Raw genomic sequence first — 22,533 nt, 5'->3', positions numbered from 1 at the left:
ACCGTCACCCAATAGTCAAGATCCGAAAGTGGGATGAGAGTGCCGGATCGGGCGTTGGGGACGTAGGCTCGATCCCGTGCCTCAAATCCCAGAGCCACGTACTCTGCGCGAGCTCCGCGCGAGCGGCCATATTCACCGTACGGTAAAGGCCGAGATCCGCGAGAACCTCCTGGCCCGTCTGCGGGCCGGAGAGCCGCGGTTCCCCGGCATCATAGGCTTCGACGACACCGTCCTGCCCTACCTTGAGCGAGCACTGCTCGCCGGGCATGACCTGGTCCTGCTCGGCGAGCGCGGCCAGGGCAAGACCAGACTCATCCGCACCATCACGACCCTCCTGGACGAGTGGACCCCGGTCGTCGCCGGCTGTGAGATCAACGACCATCCCTACGAACCCTCGTGCGTCCGCTGTCGCCGCCTGGCCGGTGAGACCGGCGAGGAGCTGCCGATCTCCTGGAAGCACCGGGACGAGCGGTACGGCGAGAAGCTCGCCACGCCCGACACCTCCGTCGGCGACCTGATCGGCGACATCGATCCGATCAAGATCGCCGAAGGACGCACGCTCGGCGACCCGGAAACCGTCCACTACGGCCTGGTTCCGAGAAGCAACCGGGGCGTGTTCTCCGTCAACGAGCTGCCCGACCTGGCCGAGCGGATCCAGGTGTCGCTGCTCAACGTGCTGGAGGAGCGCGACATCCAGGTCAGGGGCTACAACCTGCGCCTGCCGCTGGACATCCTGCTGATCGCCAGCGCCAACCCCGAGGACTACACCAACCGCGGCCGGATCATCACCCCGCTCAAGGACCGCTTCGGCGCCGAGATCCGCACCCACTACCCCCTCTCGATCGAGAGCGAGCTCGTCCTCATCCGCCAGGAGGCCGCGCTCGAGGATGTGGGAGCCGACGTCCCCGACCACCTGATCGAGGTGATCGCCCGCTTCACCCGGCTCGTCCGCGAGTCCACCGCGGTCGACGCGCGGTCCGGCGTGTCGGCCCGCTTCTCCATCGCCGCCGCCGAGACCGCGGCCGCCTCCGCCGTACGGCGTGCGGCCCTGACCGGCGAGGAACACGCGGTGGCCAGGGTGGCCGACCTGCCGGGAATCGTGCACACGCTGCGCGGCAAGGTGGAGTTCGAGGTCAGCGAGGAGGGCCGGGAGACCGACGTCCTCGCCCACCTGCTCCGCAGGGCCGTGGCCGAGACGTTCAGGGGCACGCTCGGCGGCACGGATCTGACCGCGCTGCTGGACAGGTTCTCCGAGGGCGTCCAGGTCGAGTCGGGCGCCATGATCCCGGCCGCGGAGCTGCTTCGCAGGATCGGCCCGGTGCCCGGCCTGGCCAAGATCATGTCGCAGCTCGGCATCGGCGACGAGTCCCCGGGACACGCCGCCGCCGCTCTGGAGTTCGCCCTGGAGGGGCTCTACCTCCTGCGCCGGCTGTCCAAGGACGAGGTGGACGGCACGGCGGTCTACCGCACCTGAGGTGTCTGCATGAGCTATCGCTATGGCCAATACCGGGACGGGCCCGACCCGCTCGCCCCGCCGTACGACGTGCGTTCGGCGCTCGACAAGATGGGCGACTCCATCCTGTCGGGCTCCAACCCCAGCCACGCCCTGCGTGACCTGCTCAAGGAGGGTCTGCCCGGCGCGCAGGACCGGCGCGGCTTGGACGACCTGCTCCGCGAGGTACGGCGACGCCGGCGCGAGCTGCGCGAGCGTGGCCGCCTCGACGGGACCCTGGAACGGGCCAGGGCCCTGCTGGACAAGGCGATCGGCCAGGAGCGGGCGGAGCTGTTCCCCGACCCCTCCGACGACGCCCGGCTGCGCGAGTCGGAGCTGGCCGGTCTTCCCGACGACACGGCGAGCGCGATCCAGGAGCTGAACAACTACCAGTGGCGCTCGGCCGCCGCCCGGCAGACCTTCGAGGAGCTGCGCGACCTGCTGCGCAGGGAGGTGCTCGACAGCCAGTTCCGCGGCATGAAGCAGTCTCTGGCCAATCCCGACCCGGCCGCGATGGAGCGGGTCAGGGAGATGATGTCCGAGCTGAACGACATGCTCGACCGGGACGCGCGTGGCGAGCACACCCAGAATGACTTCGACCAGTTCATGTCGAAATATGGAGACATGTTCCCGGAGTCGCCGCGGAACCTGGAGGAGCTGGTCGACACCCTCGCCCGCCGGGCCGCGGCCACCCAGCGCCTGCTGGCCTCACTGACCCCCGCCCAGCGCGAGGAGCTTGAGGAGCTGATCAACCAGACCCTGCAGGATGCCGGGCTGGCCGAGCAGATGCAGCGCCTCGGCGAGTCCCTCTACTCCCGCCGTCCCGACCTCGCCTGGAACACCCCGGAGCGGATGGGCGGCGAGGAGCCGATGGGGATGGGCGACGCGGTGACCGCCCTGGACGAGCTCGCCGACCTGACCCAGCTGGAGGCCGCGCTCCGCCAGGACTATCCCGGCGCCCGGATGGACGACATCGACGAGGACGCGATCCGGCGCGCCCTGGGCCGCTCGGCCGTCGACGACCTGGAGGCGCTCAAGCAGATCGAGCGTGAGCTGGAGCAGCAGGGCTACCTCCGCCGCCAGCGCGGCAAGCTGGAGCTCACCCCCAAGGCCGTCCGCCGCCTCGGCGAGACGGCGCTGCGCCGCGTCTTCGCCTCCCTCGACGCGGGCCGCCGCGGAGATCACGACCAGGTCGACGCGGGCTCCGCGGGGGAGCTCACCGGGTCCTCCCGGCCCTGGCGGTTCGGCGACGAGCAACCCATCGACGTGGTCCGCACGGTGGTCAACGGCGTACGGCGCGGCGGGAACACCGGAACGGTGACCCTGTCGGTCGACGACTTCGAGGTGGCCGAGACCGAGAGCCGCACGGCCGCCGCGGTGTGCCTGCTGGTGGACCTGTCCTACTCGATGGCCCTGCGGGGCACCTGGGCCGCGGCCAAGCAGACCGCGATGGCCCTGCAGGCGCTGGTCGCCTCGAAGTTCCCCCAGGACTCGGTGCAGATCATCGGCTTCTCCAACTACGCCCGCATCCTGCAGCCCGACGAGCTGGCCGGGCTGGAGTGGGACATGGTCCAGGGTACGAACCTGCACCATGCGCTGCTGATCGCCGGGCGCCACCTGGACCGCCATCCCGACTTCGAGCCGGTCGTGCTCGTGGTCACCGACGGTGAGCCCACCGCCCATCTGCGGCGCAACGGCTCGGCCGCCTTCGAGTGGCCGCCCACGCAGGAGACGCTGGAGCTGACACTCTCCGAGGTGGACAAGATGACCCGGCGCAGGGCGACGCTCAACGTGTTCATGCTCGCCGACGACGAGCGCCTGAAGGAGTTCGTGAACGAGGTCGGCCGTCGCAACGGCGGCCGGGTCTTCTCCACCGGCGCCGACCGCCTGGGCGAATACGTCGTCAGCGACTTCCTGCGGACTCGCCGGACGCGTTGATCAACGTTCCGGGCCATGCTCGCCGGCCGGCACCGTACGACGTGATGAGGCCTCTCGGGAAACGCTCCCGGGAGGCCTCCTCTCAAGCGCCGACGTAGGCGACGTAGCCGTTGAGCGCGAGGTCGAAGCCGTCGCGGTAGTGGCGGTAGGACCGGTAGCAGGGCCGCCACGCCGTGCTGTTGCCGACACCCGCGCGGGCGTCGACGACGGCGGAGGGGAGACGCTCGGGCCGGAGCAGCAGGCCTCCGCCGAGATAGCGGGCGTCGGCGAGGACCGTACGGACGTCGCGGTCGCCGGACACGTAGCGGCCACGGCGCCAGCCGCTCTCCTCGTCCCACACCAGCGTGTCCTCGCCGGTCAGCCGGATCGTGACGGTGCGCGGGTCGCAGGGGCCCTGCCACCAGTCACGGACCTCGTCGCCCAGCGCCTCGACGACGCGGCTCGCGTAGAGGGCCGGCTGGTGTCGCCACTCCTCGGTATACGGCTCGACATGTTTCACAGCCACAACGGGCACTCCCTGTGTGCCTTCGCGCACGATTGGTTGATCTTGACGAACGTGGTTGGACGCGCGCCCGGCACGACCGCGGCATCACCGCCGACGGTCCCAACACACGGGAACACGCGATAATGATCCTACTCACCTCGCAGGTGTGCTCAGGGCGAATGTGAAGATCGCTTTCCACGCCCGCCCTTCCCCTTCCGTTCACCGCCGCCCGTCGCCCACCTCGGGACGGCTTTTGTTGGCCGAATTGTGACCTGATCTCGACAACTTCTCCGTCATCGACTTCGTCTCTCCAGTAATGGCATTTGCCATTGCGGAACGGGAGGAAGTGGGTCCGATGGTCGCGGGGATTCTCGTGGCGTTGATGCTCATCACCTGCGTTGGTTTCGAGTTATGCATGGCTCCGCGCGGTCGCGACGAGCAGGGCGTCAACGAAGAGGAGTAACGCAGCACTGGCTTGATGCACGGCGATATCCGGGAAATGCTTATTCACGTCGTCCCGGAGGACATCATGTGGATAGCGGTCGCGGTAACGGGCGCAATCATCGTCGTCTGCTTTCTGATCGCCCTCGTGGTCGTCGTGATCAGCATTCATGTCGAGGACAACCGCGCGACGATCACCAGTCGCGCACCGGGGGCGGCCGCCGCGCGAACGCGCAGGGTGCTGGGGCTGAAAGTCGACCACAGCGCCTGCCAGAAAGTGGCGAATCCAGAGCATGCGTGTCCGTTGTGCCGCCGCGGTCTTCAAAGGATCACTCAGGAAGACGCCGCCGGCCAATGACGCTTGCGCGAGCCGTACCCAAGGGAGATCACCGGGGACTAATGTCTGGCGCATGACAAACCTGCTGCTCTGGCTACACCTCGGTTTTGCGATCTTCGCCCTCGGGCCGGTCACCGCCGCCACCATGTCGACCCCCCGATTCATCCGCGCCAAGGACCTGAACGTCCTGCATTATCTGCACAAGACCACGCGCATATATGCCATTGCGGCCGTCGGCGTATTCGTGTTCGGAGTGCTGCTGGGACGCGACTACCTCGGCAAGCCTTATCTTTCGGTCTCGATGACGCTCTTCATCGTCGCCGCGGTGCTCCTGGTCATCGTGGACCGGGACCAGATCACCGCCATCCGGGTCCTCGGCAACGAGAACCCGGATGACGACGCCAAGGTTCAGACCGGGCGGATCGCCACGCTCTCCAGCATCGTCACGCTGATCTGGTTGATCATTCTGGTTCTGATGGTCTGGGGAAGTCCTGCCTGAGGCACCGCACCCGATCCGGTGCGGAGCCTCTGTCCGCGCCCGGTCCTTCGAACCGGAGCGTCGACCGGCCCTAGCCCAGCGCCTGGGTGAGGTCGGCGAGCAGGTCGTCGATCGTCTCGATGCCGACCGACAGGCGGACCAGATCGCCGGGGACCTCCAGCGGCGAGCCCGCCACGGAGGCGTGGGTCATCCGTCCGGGATGCTCGATCAGCGACTCCACCCCGCCGAGCGACTCGGCCAGCGTGAACAGCCTGGTCCGGTTGCAGATCTCGACCGCCTCGGCCTCTCCCCCGGCGACCCGGAAGGAGACCATGCCTCCGAAGCGCCTCATCTGCTTGGCCGCCACCTCGTGACCGGGGTGCTCGGCCAGCCCCGGGTAGAGCACCGAGGTCACCTTGGGGTGGGCGAGCAGCAGGTCCACGACCCGCTCGGCGTTGTCGCAGTGACGGTCCATCCGCACCCCGAGCGTCTTGAGCCCCCGCAACGTCAGCCAGGCGTCGAACGGCCCGGCCACCGCGCCCATCGCGTTCTGGTGGAAGGCGAGCTCCTCGCCGAGACCGGCGTCACGCACGACGAGCGCCCCGCCGATCACGTCGGAGTGGCCGCCCACATATTTGGTGGTGGAGTGCACCACGATGTCCGCGCCCAGCGCCAGCGGCTGCTGGAGGTACGGCGAGGCAAACGTGTTGTCCACCACCAGCAGCGCGCCGTTGTCGTGCGCGAGCTCGGCCAGGGCCGTGATGTCGGCGATGCCGAGCAGCGGGTTGGTGGGGGTCTCCACCCACACGACCCTGGTCTTCTGGGTCATGGCGGCCGCCACCGCGCGCAGGTTGCCCAGCGGCGCCGGGTCGTAGCGCAGGCCCCAGCGCTCGTGGACCTTGGAGAACAAGCGGTAGGTGCCGCCGTAGGCGTCGTTCGGGATGATGGCGTGGTCGCCGGGCTTGCAGATCGTACGGAGCACGGCGTCCTCGGCGGCCAGGCCCGAGGCGAAGGCCAGGCTCCGGCTGCCGCCCTCGACGGCGGCCATGGCCTCTTCCAACCCGGTCCTGGTCGGGTTGGCCGACCGGCTGTACTCATATCCGGCGCGCAGTCCGCCCACGCCGTCCTGCTTGTATGTGGAGACCGCGTAGATCGGCGGCACGACGGCCCCTGTGTGGGGATCGGGCTCCTGACCTGCGTGAATGGCCAATGTCTCGAATCCTTCGCTCATGAGGTCCACGTTACCGGGACGCGGGCCGGCCCTCGGGCTTTCACCCCGGAGGGTGAGAGTCCACGCGGGAGCACCCTCTGAGGCGCCGTCGCGCCCCGGACGGGACTCCGTGAGCGAGAGGGTCACACAGCGTACATATCAACCGTTGCAAGGCAAATGTTCTAAAACCAAGCGGTCGATGAGATCGCACGGTGATTTCTTCGCCCGTAGGGGACGAGGGATTGACTCAAACACGGACATATCCGCCGAACGGTCGATACAACATGTCGGCCGTTCGGCCTAGGCTCAACGGCCGTGGGGAAAACGCACCGGATCGTCCGCTGGGTCCAGAGACTCAGCGAGATCGCGATGGTCGGCTGGCTCCTGTTGCTGCTCCTGCTCGACCTCGTGATGGCGGTGACGAGCGGCTCGGCGACGCTGTGGCCGAACGTCGCGTGCGGCGTCGTCGGCGTTCTGGCGGTGCTGTGGCGCCGGACCCACCGGGTCAGAGGGTTCGCCGTCCTGCTCGTGCTCTCCTTCGCCTGCTCCCTGATCATCGGGATCATCGGGGTCACCGGCAGACCGGGCCTGGCCGAGACGGGGTCGCTGCTGATCCTCACCGTCGGCGGGCTGCGCTGGATGGAGCCGATCAGGCGGGGCGCGCTGTTCTCCCTGGCCTCGGTGATCGTGCTGGAGGCCTCCGCGGGACGCCTGCTCCAGGACGCCCCCTCCGTGGCCGTCGGTTTCTCCATCTTCGTCACCTGGTCCGCCGCCGCCGGGATCGGCGCCTACCTCCGTTTCCAACTGGAGCGCCGCAAGGAGGCCGTGCACTCGGTACGGCGCTCCGAACGCCTGGAGCTCGCCAGGGAGCTGCACGACCTGGTCGCCCACCACATCACCGGGATCGTGGTCCAGGCACAGGCGGCCAAGGTCGTCGCCGAGCAGAGACCGGAGGCGGTGGTCCCCTCCCTGGAGGCGATCGCCAACGCCGGATCCGAGGCGCTCACCTCGATGCGCCGCCTGGTCGGCGTGCTGCGAGCGGAGGACGAGGCCGCCCGCTCCCCCGGCAGCACGTTCATGGACATGCGCACGATGGTGGAGCGCTTCTCCGCCGGTGGTCCCAAGGTCGCCTTCGACATCGGCCAGGGCCTCACCGACGGCGTCCTGCCGCCGGAGGTGATGACCACCATCCACCGGGTCCTGCAGGAGTCCCTCACCAACGTCCGCCGGCACGCCCCGGGCACCGGCTGGGTCGAGGCGGACCTGAGGCTGACGGACGGCTCGGACATGCGGGCCTGGGCCGAGGGCATGCGCGCGAACGGCCGGCAGGAGCCCCGTGGCCAGCGAGGCTCCTCGGCGATCACGGCCACGGTGCGGCTGCGGGTCCGCAACCACGGCTCGACGGCCGACATCAGGGTCTTGCGCCTGGGGGGCGGGTTCGGCCTGGTGGGCATGGCCGAGCGCGTCGAGGCGCTCGGCGGCCGCCTCACCGCCGGCCCCGTCCCCCCGGGAGCCTGGGAGGTGACGGCGGAGTTTCCGCTCAGGGACTCCTAGTGGTTGACCAGGAAGGCCAGCAGGTCCTGGCGGGTGAGCAGGCCGACGGGCTTGCCGTCGTCGAGGACGACCGCGGCGTCGGCCTTCTCCAGCGCCTCGACCGCGGTGGCGACCGTCTCGCCCGCGCCGATCGTCGGCAGCGGCTGGGACATGTGCTCGGCCAGCGGGTCGGTCGGCCGTACCCGGCCGCGGTAGAGGGCGTCGAGCAGATCGCGTTCCAGGATCGAGCCGACCACCTCGGCGGCCATCACCGGCGGCTCCTCCTTCATCACCGGGAGCTGCGACACTCCGTACTCCCTCATGATGGAGATCGCCACCTCCACCGACTCGTGCGGGTGGGTGTGCACGAACTCCGGCAGTCCGGAGCCCTTGCGGCTCAGCACGTCCTTGACCAGTCCCTCGTCGGTGGAGGTGGTCAGGAAGCCGTAGTCGGCCATCCACTCGTCGTTGAAGATCTTCGACAGGTATCCCCGTCCGCCGTCGGGAAGCAGCACCACCACCACGTCGTCGGGGCCGGCCTGCCTGGCCACGCGCAGGGCCGCGACCGTGGCCATACCGCAGGAACCGCCCACGAGCAGGGCCTCCTCGCGGGCCAGACGGCGGGTCATCCCGAAGGAGTCCTTGTCGGAGACCGCGATGATCTCGTCGCAGACCGTGGTGTCGTACGTGGCCGGCCAGATGTCCTCGCCGACGCCCTCCACCAGGTACGGGCGGCCGGTGCCGCCGGAGTAGACCGAACCCTCCGGGTCGGCCCCGATGATCTTCACTCGGCCGCCGGAGATCTCCTTGAGATAGCGTCCGACGCCGCTGATCGTGCCGCCGGTGCCGACACCCGCCACGAAGTGGGTGATCCGCCCCTCGGTCTGCTCCCAGATCTCAGGACCGGTGGAATGGTAGTGACTGTCCGGGTTGTTTGGATTGGAATACTGGTCGGGCTTCCAGGCGTTCGGCGTCTCCCTGGCCAGCCGGTCGGAGACGGAGTAATAGGAGTCCGGGTGGTCGGGCGAGACGGCGGTCGGGCAGACCACGACCTCGGCGCCGTAGGCACGGAGCACGGCGACCTTGTCCTGGGCCACCTTGTCGGGCACCACGAACAGGCACTTGTAGCCGCGCTGCTGGGCCACGATCGCCAGGCCGACCCCGGTGTTTCCCGAGGTGGGCTCCACGATCGTGCCCCCCGGAAGCAGCGCTCCCGACTTCTCCGCCGCATCGATCATGCGCACCGCGATCCGGTCCTTCACCGAACCGCCCGGATTGAAATATTCGACCTTGGCCAGCACCTGGGCCGGCAACCCCGCCGTCACCTTCTGCAATCGGACGAGAGGGGTGTTACCCATCAGCTCAACCAGCGAGTCATAAACGCGCACCGCGATGATCACCTCGAAATACCAAAGCTCTGTCAGCTTGTTTTGTGGAACGCCGTGATCCCATAGGGGTGGCGGGTACTCAGCTAGCTTTCTAAGACAACGCTACCGCCGCACCGTGTAAGGGAGGCAACGCCACGTGATCTGGACTCCCGGGGTCGCACGGGCGGCACGGCGCATCGCGGCGGCCGCGGCCGTGGGCGGGGGCGGACTCACCGCGCTGGGCGCGGCGACCTACGGGTTGCTGTTCGCCGAGGGCGTGCTGGCCCGCCGCATCGTCGGCCGGCCTCACGGCATGGAGGGCCCTCCGTCGGACGGGGTCTACGGGAACTTCGACGGCGAGCCGATCCGGATGGTCATGCTCGGTGACTCCCTCTCCGTGGGACTGGGCACCACGGATCCGGCCGAGACTCCGGGCGCTCTGATCGCCTCCGGGCTCGCGATCATCGCCGAGAGGCCGGTGCGGCTGACCGTGGCCGGCAAATCGGGGGCGGTCTCCGCCGAACTCGGCGACCAGGTGGATCAGGCGCTCAGGAGCCGGCCCGAGGTCGCGATCATCTTCATCGGCGCCAACGACGTCACCACGCAGACGATGCCCGCGCGGGCCGTACGGCACCTGCAGAAGGCGGTGTGGCGACTGCGGGTGGCGGGGGCCGAGGTGATCGTGGGCACCTGTCCCGACCTGGGCACGGTCCGGCCGATCGCGCAGCCGCTGCGCTGGGTGACCCGGCGCTGGAGCCGCCAGCTGGCCGCGGCGCAGACCGTCGCCGTGGTCGAGGCGGGCGGGCGGACGGTGGCCTTCGCGGACCTGCTCGGGCCGGAGTTCGACACGAACCCGACGGAGATGTTCGGCCTTGATCGTTTCCACCCATCCGCCCAAGGCTATCTACAGGTTGCTTACGCAGTGCTACCTTCTGTATGCAGTGCGTTGGAGCTGTGGCCCGAGCCACGACCCCTGCGCAGTGAGCCGATCTACCTCGCGGCAGCCATGGCCGCGGAGGAGCCCGGGGCCGAGGTCTCCGCAACCCGCGTCGCCGGTCGAGCAACCGGGGTCCACGGACGGTGGGCGACCCTGCTCCGCCGGAGGCCAGTGGTGATGCCTGACGACGCCTGAGCACGGTCACCCTCCGCGGCGAACTCATAACCCCTCGCCCATTGGAGTGGAATACCCGTGATCCGGCCCCACGCGAAACTGGCTCTGGTGCTCGCCGGAGTCCTGACCCTGGCCGGTTGTTCCGGCGGTGAAGCCAGTGAAGCGGCCACACCGGCCTATCCGGCCTGGCACAACACCGAAATGAACGCGGTCAGCCGCACCACCGTCGCCGGCGATGTCGCCACGACGACCTCGATGAAGCCCGACGGCACGCTGGAGACGGTGGCCGTCGACCTCGCCTCGGGCAAAAAACTGTGGGCCCATCCCACGACCATGGCGGGCCGCCTGCCGGGGATGGGGGTGCCCCCTCCGGCGATCGTCGAGATCGGCGGGGGCCAGGCCGTCACGGTGACGGTCGGTCCCGTGAAAGCCGGTCCCGCAAAAGCCGGTCCCGCGAAACAGGGCCGCTGGAAAGCCACGCTCATCGGCCTCGACGCCAGGACCGGGACGCGCAGGTGGACCCGCCCGGTGCACTCCACGTTCGGCCCCCAGAGGTGCGGGCCGTACGTGTGCGTGTCGGAGAACACCGCGCTCACCACCGCCCGGGTCGTCGTGCTCAGCCCCGTCACCGGCAAGGTGATGTGGAAACTGCCCGGAATCGCGGAGGTCGAGTGGTCCGACGCCTCCCGGGCGGTGTTCCTCCGGCTCGCCCAGCACCCCGTCCTGGAGTCGTACGATCTGAAGACGGGGAAGGTCGGCTGGCAGCTCCCCATCGAACGGGCACTCGGCATGGGGGTGGACATGTCGGGCGGCTGGTCGTTCGGCGCGACGACCGGCAACCTCGTCGGCTACATCGCCCCGTATACCAACCCCAAGACGAAGAAGGTCTCCGCCTTCGGCATGTTCTCCGCCAAGCTCTCCGACGGCACGGTCAACTGGATCCGTCCCTCGGTGGTGCGGGTCTATCCCAGCGGCAGCCCCGGCTTCGCCCCGGTGGTCCGCCCGGTCGACCCGCAGGGCCAGTACGGCGGATTCGCCCGGCTGGACGCCGAAAACGGCCGGGTCCTCGGCCAGATCCCGGTGGCCCAGGTTCCCAGCGCGGGATGGTGGCTGTCCTTCCCCTCCCGGATGGAGAAGGTCGGTTTCCTGCGGCACGACAAGCCGGGTAACTCCTTCGACCTGGCCACCGGCCAGGCCGCCGAGGTCAAGAACGAGCGCGGCTGGTCCTTCTGCGTCACCGACCCCAAACCCCTTCCGCTCAAGAACCAGAACCCCGGCTTCTACTCCGTGGCCTCGCTGTGCGAGTTCAAACTGGCCGACGGCAAGCGAGTGGCGGGCTCGGGCATCCCGCCCGTCTGGTTCACCGGCAGCCAGGACGGCTGGCGGACCTGGCGTGACGAGAAGGGCGGACTGCGCGCGATCAAGGACGGCTCCGGCCCCACTCCCGGCATGTACGGCTGAGCCCCGCGCCGTGTCCTCGTGACGGGGGTCCCATCTCGGGGTGGGACCCCTGTGCATGCCGTACAAAGTTCTGTTTCCTCGTCCCCGGGGCGTGGCTTCCGGCATACCGCGCGGTACGCTCCGCAGGAGGAGCGAGTATCGAGAACCCAGGAGAGCCACATGCCCGAGGCAGTCATCGTCGCAACCGCGCGCTCGCCGATCGGACGCGCCTTCAAGGGGTCCCTCAAGGACATCCGTCCCGACGACCTGACCGTACAGATGATCCAGGCCGCGCTGGCCAAGGTCCCCCAGCTCGACCCGACCACCATCGACGACCTGATGCTGGGCTGTGGCCTGCCGGGCGGTGAGCAGGGCTACAACATGGGCCGCGTGGTCGCCACCCTGCTCGGCCTGGACAGCGTGCCCGGAACGACCGTGACGCGCTACTGCTCGTCCTCCCTGCAGACCACCCGGATGGCCCTGCACGCGATCAGGGCGGGCGAGGGAGACGTGTTCGTCTCGGCGGGTGTGGAGTGTGTCTCCCGCTTCGCCAAGGGAAGCTCGGACTCATGGCCCGACACCCGGAACGAGCTGTTCGGCGGTGCTCACGACCGTTCGACCAGGGCCGCCGAGGGCGGGGGCGGAGTCTGGCACGACCCGCGCGAGGATGGCGAGCTGCCCGACGTCTACGTCGCGATGGGCCAGACGGCCGAAAACCTCGCCGGGCTGAAGGGCGTTTCCCGCCAGGAGCAGGACGAGTTCGGCGTCCGCTCCCAGAACCTGGCGGAGAAGGCCATCGCCAACGGCTTCTGGGAGAAGGACATCACCCCGGTGACCCTGCCCGACGGGACCGTGGTCAGCAAGGACGACGGCCCCAGGGCCGGCACCACCTACGAGGCGGTCTCCCAGCTCAAGCCGGTCTTCCGCCCCGACGGCACGGTCACCGCGGGCAACTGCTGCCCGCTGAACGACGGCGCCGCCGCGGTGATCGTGATGAGTGACATCAGGGCCGCCGAGCTCGGCATCACGCCGCTCGCCCGGATCGTCTCCACCGGTGTGACCGGCCTGTCCCCCGAGATCATGGGCTTGGGCCCGGTTGAGGCCTCCAAGCAGGCCCTGGCACGGGCGGGCATGTCCATCGGCGACGTGGACCTCGTCGAGATCAACGAGGCCTTCGCCGCCCAGGTCATCCCGTCCTACCAGGACCTCGGCATCGACCTCGACCGGCTCAACGTCAACGGCGGCGCCATCGCGGTGGGCCACCCCTTCGGCATGACCGGTGCCCGGATCACCTCCACGCTGATCAACAGCCTCGCCTTCCGCGACAAGTCGATCGGGCTGGAGACCATGTGCGTGGGCGGCGGCCAGGGCATGGCCATGATCCTGGAGCGCCTCAGCTGATCAAGGGTATGGCCGTCGTTCTGGAACGCCTCAGCCGATGCTGATCAGCCGTGAACGTCAGGGCCCGCGCGGGTGATCCCGATCCTCAGGATCACCCGCCGTTCCCGCTCCATGCTCGCCCGATAGTCGTCCCAGTCCGGATGCTCGCCGGAGATGTCGCGGTAGTAGCCCACCAGGAGTTCCATCGCCTCGGGCAGCGGGACGATCTCCGCGGTGCCCTCGACCTGGATCCACGAGCCGAAGAAGGCGTCGGTCATCACGCAGAGCGTCACCTTGGGGTTCTCGCGGAGGTTGCGGACCTTCGCGGCGGTCTCCCTGGTGCTGACGATCGCGTTTCCCTCGGCGTCCAGTCCCACGACGATCGGCGACATCTGTGGTCGCCCGTCGGCGTGCGAGGTCAGCATCACCGCCCGGTGGTTGTTGCGAATGAAGTCACGTGCCTTGTCGAGATCCATGAGCCCATCATGCTCGATCATGCCCGCGCACAGGAAAACCCGCGCCACCTGAGCGGTGACGCGGGCCTCACAGAGATAGACGGTGTGAAACTCAGCGGGTACGGCGGCGCCGCTCGTGCTCCTGCACGATGGCGGCGGCGTAGCCGTGGGTCAGCCCGTGCTCGTCGGCGAGCCAGTTGGCGCGCTCTTCACAACGAAGGAAAGCCGGGCCGTTGTCGATTGCTTGGAACCACTCTGGGAGTGCGCGTCCTGTGATGACAGAGACCCTTGCGATCAGCTTGCTCTGCGTCTCCAGTGAGTGGTTCAACGACATGGGCACCTCCACGGATAGGCTCCTTTGCTCGACAGTGCATCACGAATCCCCAGATGGCAAGCCCTTACACCTGGCCGTCGATGTCACTTCGTCGATCATCGGTTGCCCTGCGTTCACCTGAGCGCCGCCGTACAAAGGAAAAACCCCGCCGAAGTCGCTCCGGCGGGGTCCTTCTGCTCGCGATGAGTTCCTACTCGCGGAGGTAGCTCAGCAGGCGCAGGATCTCCAGGTAGATCCAGACCAGGGTGACCGTCAGGCCGAAGGCCATCAGCCAGGAGTACTTCTCCGGGGCGCCCGCCTTCACGCCCTGCTCCACCTCGTTGAAGTCGAGCAGCAGGAAGAAGCAGCCGATCAGGATCACGGCGATGCTGAACACGTAGGCCAGCGCGCCGCCCGACCGGATGCCGATGCCTTCCGGGATGAAGAAGCTGGCGACCAGGTTGACGAGCACGAGGCCCATCAGGCCCAGAGCCGCGGCCACGACGAACTTGGTGAACTTCGGCGTGACACGGATGATGCGCAGTGAATACACGGTGAGCATGGCGGCGAAGGCGAGAGCCGTGCCGACCACCGCCTGGAAGACGATGCCGTGGTACAGATCGTTGTACTGGTGGCTGACCACGCCGATGGCCACACCGTAGGCGACCGCGTAGCCGAGGATCAGCACCGGGTTCGTGCTCTGCTTGAACGAGACGATCAGGCCGAGAATCAGGCCGACGATCACACCGATCAGCAGTGCGGCCGTACCGAAGTTGAGTGTCCAGGCCACCGCCGCCGAGACGGCCAGCGTGCCCAGAGTGATGAACCCGCGCACGACCACGTCGTCGATCGTCATCGTCCGCTGCGCGGTGGGCGCGTACGACGGCGAGTTGTACATGCCCTGAAGCTGTTCAGCTGTCGGAGTCGGTGTCCCCCAGGCCTGCTGGCCATTGGACTGCCGACTGAAAATCGGGTTCTTACTCTCCATCGGTGCCTCCACGCTGCGACCTACGCGATCAGCGTATTAGATCGGTTGTCACATGGCCGTATCGTGCTGATATCCATGGTGTTCAAGTTGCCGTACGGCTACCGCCGATGTGCCCAACGAATGGCCCACAGGTCTGGTTCCCGGTTTTACGGCGCTCCGTCGATCGCTTCCGAAAAAGGCGCCGGGACGCCTCGCCGCGTGCGCCACACGCACCGGCCGAGCCCCTCCGCACAGGCCCATTGAGCCGTGGGAACCCCGGGCCTCGTGCCCCGGAGCGGCGTCACCGGCGGTGATCGCCCACCCCGACGCGGCCTGGCGCCCGCCGATCGGGTGTGTCGCCCCCGAGCGTCGGATCGGGACCCGTCTCTTCCCTCACGGTTACTATTTTATACCGGAGACCCGTTGAATCCCAGGTCCGATGGGAAATCCGTCCGTCGGCCGTACTCTCACCGGCCGGGAGCGCATTCATAAAGAATGGAATAGGGAATCCCGGAACAGCCGGGCCGGCCTCTGCTTGGGTGCCTGTTTCCTCCGCCCGCTGTATCTTCGCGTCAACGCCTAACGCCGCTGGAACGTGACATCACGGTCGCCTAAACCTTCGGAGAAGGGAAGCCGAGGGCCGAGTCAGTCGGGGGCGCACAGACTGTTAGCCGCTTGTAATAAAGTCGAGTCCACATTCGGCGCGGAGCCCTTCCTGCGGGCCATCGACCGCCATCGGCCGCGACAGGCGGCCGGATGGCGAGATGAGGTCGTTGAACAGCGTTTCCGCAGGTCAACGACCTCATCTCGGAAGTGGCAGCAAGTGCCCCCGGAGGGACTCGAACCCTCACTCGAACCCTTTTAAGGGGTTTGCCTCTGCCTTTGGGCTACGGGGGCGCCGTAATCATACGGAACCGACCACTCATACGTAACTGTTCAAGCCATCCGTCACACGACTCTCTGCTCTAAACGACGGATCGTCCAAGCTCCTGGTACTGGATCCAGGAATAGCACACTGCCAAGGTGATCCAGCTGATGCTGGATGGGTCGGGCTTCGAAGGCCGCGACGAGCCGGCCGGATGGCCGCATGGCCGGGGCGGCCCGGGCGTCCGGGTCTTCAGGAAGGGCCTGGGCGTGCCGGGGCGGGCTCGGGAGTGCCGAGCCCGGCGTCGACGGGGCCGCCGGAGTCACCTGCCATGCCGCATCCGAGTCGCGGCGGAGATCTACTCCTGCGACCTCGGCGGCCGTTCCATGCCGTCGGCCCCTGGTGCGGCCGTCACGGGCAGACGCCCACGACCTCCTCCCGGCCGGAGCCGGCTTTCACGGGAAGGTCGTGAGAATCAGCGACGTACCCGGACGGGAACCGGGCAATCATCTATCTCGGGTATCGAGAACTCAGCTCGTCGTCGCGGCGCGGAACTCGTTGTGCGGCGCCTCGAGCTCTCCGAGCGACACGGTCTCCCGCTTGAAGAAAAGCGCCAAGGTCCAGTCGGCCATGACACGGACCTTGCGATTGAAGGTAGGCACTCGCGACAGATGGTAGGTGCGGTGCATGAACCAGGCGGGAACTCCGCGGAGCTTGATCCCATAGACGTTGGCGACGCCCTTGTGGAGGCCGAGACCGGCGACCGATCCGACATACTTGTGCCGGTAGTCGACCAGCTTCTTCCCATGCAGTTGACGGGTGATGTTGTCGGCGAGGACCTTGGCCTGCCGTACGGCGTGCTGGGCGTTGGGCGCACAGTACTGACCGGGGTTCGTCACGTCGGGCACGCCGGCCACGTCTCCGGCGGAGAAGGCGTCCTTGACCCCGACCACCGTCAGAGCGGCTGTCGCCTTGATCCGGCCGCGCTCGTCCAGGGGCAGGTCACCGGCGTTGACCACCGGGCTGGGCTTCACCCCGGCGGTCCACACGATGGTGGCCGACGGGAACTCGTCACCGTCGGAGAGCTTGACCAGACCACCCACGCACGAGTCCAGGCGGGTGTTCATCTTGACCTCGATGCCGCGCTCGCGGAGCTGCTCGGCGGTCCACTTGCCCATCTCCGGGCCGACCTCGGGAAGGATGCGGTCGGTGGCCTCGACGAGGACCCAGCGCATGTCCTTGCGCGAGACGTTGCGGTAGTAACGGGCGGCGTCGACCGCCATGTCCTCCAGCTCGGCGAGCGCCTCGATACCGGCGAAACCGCCGCCGACCACGACGAACGTCAGCGCCCGCCGCCGCAGCTCCTCGTCCTCGTCGCTCTCGGCTCGGTCGAGGAGCTCCAGCACCCGGTTGCGCAGCGCGATCGCCTCGCCGACCGTCTTGAAGCCGATGGCGGCGTCGGCGAGACCGGGGATGGGAAGCGTGCGGGAGATCGAACCGGCGGCCATGACCACGATGTCGTAGCCGATCTCGTGAGGGGTGCCGACGTTCGGCGCGAAAGTGACGGACTTGGCCGCGTGGTTGACCTTGGAGACCTTGCCGTTGAGGATCGTCGCCGAGCGCAGCACGCGGCGGAGCGGCACCACCACGTGCCGGGGCGAGAGGTTCCCGGCGGCGGCCTCGGGGAGGAAGGGCTGGTAGGTCATGTGGGATTCGGGGGTAAGGACAGTGATCCGCACGCTGCCCTCGCGCAGCTCCTTGCGGAGCGTGTGCTGCAGGCGCAGCACGGTGTAGAGGCCGACGTATCCTCCGCCGACGACTACGATGTGCTTCGAGTTGGGGTTCACTACGACGCCATCCTTAGGTTTGAGGCTTGTGAAACCTTTCACAAGCATACGTCCCCCTCGCCGATCGCGCCATGTCCGGGTCAGCTAATTTGCTCGATGGTTCCCCAAACTGGGATAAAACGCCCTTCTTGCCGGAAATTTGTGCCGATTTTCTCTTTGTCGGCGGGGCTCACGCGCCACGGAGGGCGTTCGCCCTGGTGAAGAGCCGGTCAAGCATCTCGGCGGTCACCCGGCCCGTGAAGGTGTTCTGCTGGCTCGGGTGGTAGCAGCCGAGAAGGTACACCGGACGTCCGTGATGGGAGATCTCCACCTCGGCGCCGTGGCCGAAGGCCGGCCTCGGACGCGGCAGGACGTATCCGGCGTCCTTCAGCGCGGGCCAGATCGCCTGCCAGGCGAAGCCTCCCAGGGCGACCACCACCTGTACGCTGCCGGCGACCAGCGCGACCTCCCTGGTCAGCCAGGGGAAGCAGGCGGCTCGTTCCGACGGATCGGGCTTGTTGGCCGGTGGGGCGCATCGGACCGCCGCCACCATGCGTGCGCCGATGAGCCTCTGCCCGTCGCCGGCCCGGACGCTGGTCTCCTGCGCGGCCAGGCCCGTGCGGTGGAGCGAGGCAAACAGCCAGTCCCCGCTGCGGTCCCCGGTGAAGATTCGCCCGGTGCGGTTGCCCCCGTGCGCCGCCGGGGCAAGCCCGACGATGAGCACCTCCGGCTTCTCCTCGCCCCACCCGGCGATGGGCCGCCCCCAGTAGGTCTCCTCGGCGAACGCCCGCCTCTTGACCGTCGCGACCTCCTCCCGCCACTCCACCAGGCGCGGGCAGGCCCGGCAGACGGACTGCGCGGCCGTGAGTTCCGCGAGAGTACGGCTCGCACTCGCCAGTTCCCGCACCTCGGCGGGATCGTGGGCGACGGGGGTGTCCGGCTGGGCGGGATCATCGGACCAGCCGGATCCGGGAGGAACATGGGTCATGCCCTCGATGGTGCCCGATCCGGAAGACCACCTGTTCCGAGGCCGTACGGTCCGCGGGTCCTGGGCTGGACGGGCGTCCTCGGCGGGGAGCGGAAACCCGGGCTGCGCGGGATCGCCGGGCAGCCCGGACAGGGCCGGAGAAACGAAAAAGCGGCGCCCGCTGGATGCGGGCGCCGCCTGTTCTCACTTCAGATGGAACTCACTACCAGTTGTTGCCAGGCGTGAGCGACGCGGCCGGCTCCGGGGTCTGAACCGGAAGCGGCTTCGGGGTCGGGGTCGGGGTCGGGGTCGCGCTCTTGCAGATGACCTTGGTCTCCGCGGTGGCGCTGCTCGGACCGTTGTAGACCTCGATGGAACGCTTGGCCTCGCCAGAGGCCGAGGTGCTCCAGGAGTCGCTCACGGTGCGGCTCTGCGAGCCGTAACCGCTGAAGTAGACGCTCTCCCAGCCACCCGCGACACCGTTACGGATCCAGCGGTACTTCACTTCACCGCGGTGCGAGGCGCTGATCGTACCGGTGAAGGTACGGGCGACCGGGCAGGAGCCGTAGTAGGTGCTCGGAGCGCTGATGGAGACCGAGACCCGCGGGGACGGGTTCCAGTCCTTGCAGTCGATCTTGAAGTAGTCGCGGTTGGACGAGGGTCCGCCCACGATCTTCAGGACAGCCCAGCCCCTGAAGTCGTCGTGCGTCCGGATCACGTGAGAGACCTTGCGCGAACCGTTGACGCGGACGGCGTCACTCTCGACGACGCGGCCGTTGACGACCCACTGGTAGTGCACCCAGCGGGAACCGGAGGTGCTGATGCGACCGATCAGGGTCGCCTGGCAGTTGCCCTCGTCGACCCACAGCTGAGCGCTGGTCTTGTGCTTGTGGGGCGGGTTGAGGACGGTCCAGTCGTTGCCACAGGAGACCGAGAAGTACTTCTTCCCGGAGGTGGCGGCGCGCGGCGACAGGACCTGGATGGCCTGCCAGCCCTTGGTGTCGCGCTTGAAGGTGCCGGTCTCCTTGACGGTGACGCTCTTGGTGCCCTTGCCCTTCAGGGTGAAGGACTTGACGCTGCTCTTGGAGCCGTCGCCGCGCAGCCACCGGTAGGTGACCTTGGTCTTGCTGGCGACCGTCTTCACCTTGACGCTGGTGGAGAAGGTCACCTTGACGGGACAGGCACCCTTGTACTTCGTGGCAGAGGCACTGGGGGTGTTGGCCCAGACCGCGGGCCGCGTCGTGGAGGCAGACGTGGCCGCTGCCTTCGACGCCTGGGTCGACCCACTGGCCGCCGCTGCGGGCGTGGCCAGCAAGCCGGTTGCCATCGTCGCCAGCATGGCCGCGCCGGCTCCCACTGCGGCTAGCCTGCGTGCTAGTCCGGAATTCATGAGGGGATGCTCCGTTTCGTTTGGAAGCAAAATGTGCTTCGAAGACGGTTGCCGCCCCGGCACCAGCTGTGCCCGGGTCCCACGGCAAAGTCTCACTAAAGCATGTTTACTTAACCATAAAACAGAAGCGGTCCTCAATACTCCCCAAATAAGCGAATTGTCCAGATATCATTAAGATTCGGAGACAGACCAGGCGATTCCGTCCAGAATGTCGTGTTCGCTGACAACCACCTCGGTGAAGCCGTACCTCTCGACGATCCGATCCAGGATGAGCGCCCCCACCCCGATCACATCGACTCGACCGGGATGCATGACGGGAATGGCAGCCCGCTCCTGGGTGGTCATAGCCAACAAACGCACAGAAATCCCATGTGTCTGATTTGCCGTAATTCGCGAATGGTGAATTCTCGCCGGATCGTATTCGGGCAGCTCAAGTGCCATTCCCGCGACGGTGGTGACGGAGCCCGCGAGTCCGACCAACGTCAGCGCCCGCTCCACCGGCACCTCCGCCGCGACCCGGTCGAGCGCGTCGTCGATGTCGGCGATCACTGCTTCCACCGCCTCGGCCCTCGGCGGGTTGCCCGCCTCGCGCAGATGCCGCTCGGTCAGCCGGACGCACCCGATGTCCACCGACAGCGCGGCCTCCACGTGCGTCGAACCGACCACGAACTCGGTCGAGCCGCCGCCGATGTCCACCACGAGGTACGGCGGGCGGGTGCCGTCGGGAGTGGGCAGACCGGTTTCCGGCGAGAGGCGCGTCAGGTCGCGGGTGGCACCGGTGAAGGACAGCTCCGCCTCCTCGGCGCCCGTGATCACCTCGGGATCCACCCCGAAGATCTCACGTACGCCGTCCACGAAGTCCTGCCGGTTGACGGCGTCGCGGGTCGCGCTGGTGGCCACCACACGGACCGCGGAGGCCTCGTGCTGGGCGATGAGCTTCGCGTAGCCGCGCATGGCGGTGAACGTGCGATCCAGAGCCTCCGGCGCCAGTCTGCCGGTCTTGTCCACCCCCTGGCCCAGCCGGACGATCTCCATGCGCCGTTCGACATCGGTCAGGGTGTCTCCGTTGATGTCCGCGATGAGCAGGCGGACGGAGTTGGTGCCACAGTCGATCGCGGCGACACGGGTCACTTGGTCTCCCCCTTGGGATTCGGTGCTCACGGTCGTGATCGGTTCCGGTCCTCCTCGGTGATCGGGCCCGGCCCTCTTCGACGCCTGGTCTACATCTGGATGCTCGATCTCAACGCTCGGTTCCGGTCCTCTTCGACGCCTGGTTTCGGGCTGGATGCCCGACCTCAGCATTCGGTTCCAGTCTGGATGCCCGATCTCAGCGTTCGGTTCCGGTCCTCGCCGGCCGGAGCGGCTCCGCGTTCGCACCGCCGCCTCCGCTCCCCGCGCCGGCCGTCTCCTCGGCCCGGCAGCACGGCCCCGTCGCCCACCACTCGCCGAGCGCGTCGAGGGCCTCGCGGCCGAAGGGGTTGCTCCCCGGCACCGCGAGCTCGTGACCGACCAGGGCGTGCAGGCACTTGACCCGGGTGGGCATGCCCCCGGTGCTCTGCATATCCCTGGGCAGCGGCTCCAGCCCACCCTCGGCCGCGGCCTCGTCGCGGCGCGCGATGTAGTCGGTGTGGGCGGCCAGGTAGGCCTCCGCCAGAGCGGGATCCTCGGCGAGCCTGGCCTGCATGCTCCGCATCATCCCGGAGGTCTCGAGCGTTCCGATGGCCGAGGCGGCCTTCGGGCAGGTCAGGTAGAAAAGCGTCGGGAACGGCGACCCGTCGGGCAGCCGCGGCGCGGTCTCCACCACGTCCGGCAGCCCGCACGGGCAGCGGTGCGCCACCGCCCGCAGTCCTCGTGGCGCCCGGCCGAGCTGCCGCTCCACCGCGGCCACGTCGCGATCATCGATCATTCGTGACACCCCCTGAAAGACGACATCCAGGTTATCCGCGTCACCCCGCGGCCTTGGCCGCCTTGGTGCCCTTCCCCGTGTCCGCCGCCTCGACCGACTCCCAGAGCGTCTGGTACCACGGTGGCCTCACGGCCTTCTTCTCCCCCGCCGTGCCCTTGCCCGGTGAGGGCTGCTCGCCCATGACGACGTAGCACTTCTGTCCGGGGTCGCAGTAGAACAGCCGCTCCCTGGCCTGCCGCTTGATGTAACCGGGGTCCTGGAGCTGCTTTCTGCGATCGTCCAGATCCTTGATCGCGGCGAGCTCCCTGGCCTTCTCCTGCTGAAGCTGGGCGATGGTGCGACGCTGGGCGACGTACTCCCTGATCGGGTAGGCGAGGCTCATCGCGATCGCGCACACCACGACCGCGAGGACCGCGGCCCGTCCCGTCAGCTGCGGTCGTTTCGCCATGTGCCCTTCTCCCGTCCGTGCTCTCCCCCACGCCGCCGTGCCGCGCTCGACGGCTCGGGCACCGGCCGAACCGGTCACCCACCTGTCTCCGCGACGCGGCGCCGGCGGACCGGCAACCTACCTCGCGACACGGCCGGCGACCTTCCTCGCCGTACGGTTTGCGCCCGGATAAGGGCGCAAACCGT

20 protein-coding genes and 1 tRNA gene are annotated in these 22,533 nt (G+C 68.1%); 8 read left to right on the top strand and 13 right to left on the bottom strand.

The annotated features are described in order from the left end of the window. Positions 1-76 precede the first annotated feature (76 nt). Positions 77-1,474: a sigma 54-interacting transcriptional regulator gene (locus CHC08_RS31340; protein ID WP_089210989.1), complete on the top strand. Its 1,398-nt coding sequence runs from the start codon at positions 77-79 to the stop codon at positions 1,472-1,474. A 9-nt stretch (positions 1,475-1,483) separates the two neighbouring features. Continuing rightward, positions 1,484-3,430, top strand: coding sequence for a vWA domain-containing protein (locus tag CHC08_RS31335; RefSeq protein ID WP_089210988.1), 1,947 nt, complete (start codon positions 1,484-1,486; stop codon positions 3,428-3,430). Between the two features lie 82 nt (positions 3,431-3,512). Here the strand turns inward: CHC08_RS31335 and CHC08_RS31330 are convergent, their stop codons facing one another. Beyond that, entirely contained in the window at positions 3,513-3,935 is a 423-nt protein-coding gene (locus tag CHC08_RS31330) for a DUF6292 family protein (protein WP_089210987.1), read from the bottom strand. Positions 3,936-4,392: 457 nt separating this feature from the next. Here CHC08_RS31330 and CHC08_RS31325 point away from each other — a divergent pair, with 457 nt between their 5' ends. Both CHC08_RS31325 and CHC08_RS31320 read left to right on the top strand, forming a co-directional pair. Then, positions 4,393-4,713, top strand: coding sequence for a hypothetical protein (locus CHC08_RS31325; protein WP_089210986.1), 321 nt, complete (start codon positions 4,393-4,395; stop codon positions 4,711-4,713). A gap of 52 nt (positions 4,714-4,765) precedes the next feature. After that, complete coding sequence (locus CHC08_RS31320; RefSeq protein WP_089210985.1) at positions 4,766-5,191, top strand: hypothetical protein; 426 nt, start codon at positions 4,766-4,768, stop codon at positions 5,189-5,191. Positions 5,192-5,261: 70 nt separating this feature from the next. Here CHC08_RS31320 and CHC08_RS31315 read toward each other — a convergent pair whose 3' ends face one another. Then, positions 5,262-6,401: a cystathionine gamma-synthase gene (locus CHC08_RS31315; RefSeq protein ID WP_089211028.1), complete on the bottom strand. Its 1,140-nt coding sequence runs from the start codon at positions 6,399-6,401 to the stop codon at positions 5,262-5,264. 294 nt (positions 6,402-6,695) lie between these two features. Between CHC08_RS31315 and CHC08_RS31310 the strand changes: the two genes are divergently transcribed. Then, positions 6,696-7,934, top strand: a complete 1,239-nt coding sequence (locus CHC08_RS31310; RefSeq protein WP_089210984.1) for a sensor histidine kinase — start codon at positions 6,696-6,698, stop codon at positions 7,932-7,934. On the opposite strand, the gene CHC08_RS31305 is transcribed toward CHC08_RS31310, so the two are convergent. Then, positions 7,931-9,301, bottom strand: a complete 1,371-nt coding sequence (locus tag CHC08_RS31305; RefSeq protein ID WP_089211027.1) for a cystathionine beta-synthase — start codon at positions 9,299-9,301, stop codon at positions 7,931-7,933. The genes CHC08_RS31310 and CHC08_RS31305 overlap by 4 nt on opposite strands. Before the next feature lie 136 nt (positions 9,302-9,437). Here CHC08_RS31305 and CHC08_RS31300 point away from each other — a divergent pair, with 136 nt between their 5' ends. The 3 genes from CHC08_RS31300 (at position 9,438) to CHC08_RS31290 (ending at position 13,232) form a co-directional block, all read left to right on the top strand. After that, the gene (locus tag CHC08_RS31300) at positions 9,438-10,412 is read left to right on the top strand and encodes an SGNH/GDSL hydrolase family protein (RefSeq protein ID WP_089210983.1); all 975 of its coding nucleotides are present in this window, start codon (positions 9,438-9,440) and stop codon (positions 10,410-10,412) included. Positions 10,413-10,469: 57 nt separating this feature from the next. Further along, a complete protein-coding gene (locus CHC08_RS31295) occupies positions 10,470-11,852 on the top strand; it encodes an outer membrane protein assembly factor BamB family protein (protein ID WP_245878674.1) in 1,383 nt (460 codons plus the stop codon). 159 nt (positions 11,853-12,011) lie between these two features. Further along, complete coding sequence (locus tag CHC08_RS31290; protein ID WP_089210981.1) at positions 12,012-13,232, top strand: acetyl-CoA C-acetyltransferase; 1,221 nt, start codon at positions 12,012-12,014, stop codon at positions 13,230-13,232. Positions 13,233-13,276: 44 nt separating this feature from the next. Here CHC08_RS31290 and CHC08_RS31285 read toward each other — a convergent pair whose 3' ends face one another. The 10 genes from CHC08_RS31285 to CHC08_RS31240 form a co-directional block, all read right to left on the bottom strand. Next, positions 13,277-13,687 carry a PPOX class F420-dependent oxidoreductase gene (locus CHC08_RS31285; protein ID WP_089210980.1) on the bottom strand — a complete coding sequence of 137 codons (411 nt, stop codon included), beginning with the start codon at positions 13,685-13,687 and terminating at the stop codon, positions 13,277-13,279. 91 nt (positions 13,688-13,778) lie between these two features. Next, positions 13,779-14,000 (bottom strand): DUF4287 domain-containing protein, encoded by a 222-nt coding sequence (locus tag CHC08_RS31280; protein ID WP_089211026.1) that lies wholly within the window; start codon positions 13,998-14,000, stop codon positions 13,779-13,781. A 190-nt stretch (positions 14,001-14,190) separates the two neighbouring features. Further along, the gene (locus tag CHC08_RS31275; RefSeq protein ID WP_089210979.1) at positions 14,191-14,967 is read right to left on the bottom strand and encodes a Bax inhibitor-1/YccA family protein; all 777 of its coding nucleotides are present in this window, start codon (positions 14,965-14,967) and stop codon (positions 14,191-14,193) included. 803 nt (positions 14,968-15,770) lie between these two features. Beyond that, positions 15,771-15,843: transfer RNA gene (locus CHC08_RS31270), tRNA-Leu, on the bottom strand. A 498-nt stretch (positions 15,844-16,341) separates the two neighbouring features. Continuing rightward, entirely contained in the window at positions 16,342-17,658 is a 1,317-nt protein-coding gene (locus CHC08_RS31265) for an NAD(P)/FAD-dependent oxidoreductase (RefSeq protein ID WP_089210978.1), read from the bottom strand. A gap of 169 nt (positions 17,659-17,827) precedes the next feature. Continuing rightward, positions 17,828-18,625, bottom strand: coding sequence for a uracil-DNA glycosylase (locus CHC08_RS31260; RefSeq protein WP_089210977.1), 798 nt, complete (start codon positions 18,623-18,625; stop codon positions 17,828-17,830). Between the two features lie 202 nt (positions 18,626-18,827). Further along, on the bottom strand, positions 18,828-19,931 hold the full coding sequence (locus tag CHC08_RS49885; protein ID WP_179282316.1) for a hypothetical protein: 1,104 nt from the start codon (positions 19,929-19,931) through the stop codon (positions 18,828-18,830). 234 nt (positions 19,932-20,165) lie between these two features. Further along, a complete protein-coding gene (locus tag CHC08_RS31250) occupies positions 20,166-21,125 on the bottom strand; it encodes a Ppx/GppA phosphatase family protein (protein WP_089210975.1) in 960 nt (319 codons plus the stop codon). 196 nt (positions 21,126-21,321) lie between these two features. Further along, positions 21,322-21,900 (bottom strand): DUF501 domain-containing protein, encoded by a 579-nt coding sequence (locus CHC08_RS31245; RefSeq protein ID WP_089210974.1) that lies wholly within the window; start codon positions 21,898-21,900, stop codon positions 21,322-21,324. 40 nt (positions 21,901-21,940) lie between these two features. Further along, positions 21,941-22,348: an FtsB family cell division protein gene (locus tag CHC08_RS31240; RefSeq protein WP_089210973.1), complete on the bottom strand. Its 408-nt coding sequence runs from the start codon at positions 22,346-22,348 to the stop codon at positions 21,941-21,943. Between the last annotated feature and the right edge of the window lie 185 nt (positions 22,349-22,533).

Source organism: Streptosporangium subroseum (assembly GCF_900188345.1).
Taxonomy (GTDB): Bacteria; Actinomycetota; Actinomycetes; order Streptosporangiales; family Streptosporangiaceae; genus Streptosporangium; species Streptosporangium subroseum.
The sequence above is the reverse complement of the archived record's forward strand: the minus strand, read 5'-3'. Positions and strand labels throughout refer to the sequence as shown.

Coding starts and splice junctions, on each gene's coding strand:
- CHC08_RS31335 (WP_089210988.1), top strand. CDS start 1,484: ATGAGCTATCGCTATGGCCAATACCGGGACGGGCCCGACCCGCTCGCC.
- CHC08_RS31280 (WP_089211026.1), bottom strand. CDS start 14,000: ATGTCGTTGAACCACTCACTGGAGACGCAGAGCAAGCTGATCGCAAGG.
- CHC08_RS31285 (WP_089210980.1), bottom strand. CDS start 13,687: ATGGATCTCGACAAGGCACGTGACTTCATTCGCAACAACCACCGGGCG.
- CHC08_RS31325 (WP_089210986.1), top strand. CDS start 4,393: ATGCACGGCGATATCCGGGAAATGCTTATTCACGTCGTCCCGGAGGAC.
- CHC08_RS31245 (WP_089210974.1), bottom strand. CDS start 21,900: ATGATCGATGATCGCGACGTGGCCGCGGTGGAGCGGCAGCTCGGCCGG.
- CHC08_RS49885 (WP_179282316.1), bottom strand. CDS start 19,931: ATGGCAACCGGCTTGCTGGCCACGCCCGCAGCGGCGGCCAGTGGGTCG.
- CHC08_RS31240 (WP_089210973.1), bottom strand. CDS start 22,348: ATGGCGAAACGACCGCAGCTGACGGGACGGGCCGCGGTCCTCGCGGTC.
- CHC08_RS31320 (WP_089210985.1), top strand. CDS start 4,766: ATGACAAACCTGCTGCTCTGGCTACACCTCGGTTTTGCGATCTTCGCC.
- CHC08_RS31260 (WP_089210977.1), bottom strand. CDS start 18,625: ATGACCCATGTTCCTCCCGGATCCGGCTGGTCCGATGATCCCGCCCAG.
- CHC08_RS31275 (WP_089210979.1), bottom strand. CDS start 14,967: ATGGAGAGTAAGAACCCGATTTTCAGTCGGCAGTCCAATGGCCAGCAG.
- CHC08_RS31315 (WP_089211028.1), bottom strand. CDS start 6,401: ATGAGCGAAGGATTCGAGACATTGGCCATTCACGCAGGTCAGGAGCCC.
- CHC08_RS31290 (WP_089210981.1), top strand. CDS start 12,012: ATGCCCGAGGCAGTCATCGTCGCAACCGCGCGCTCGCCGATCGGACGC.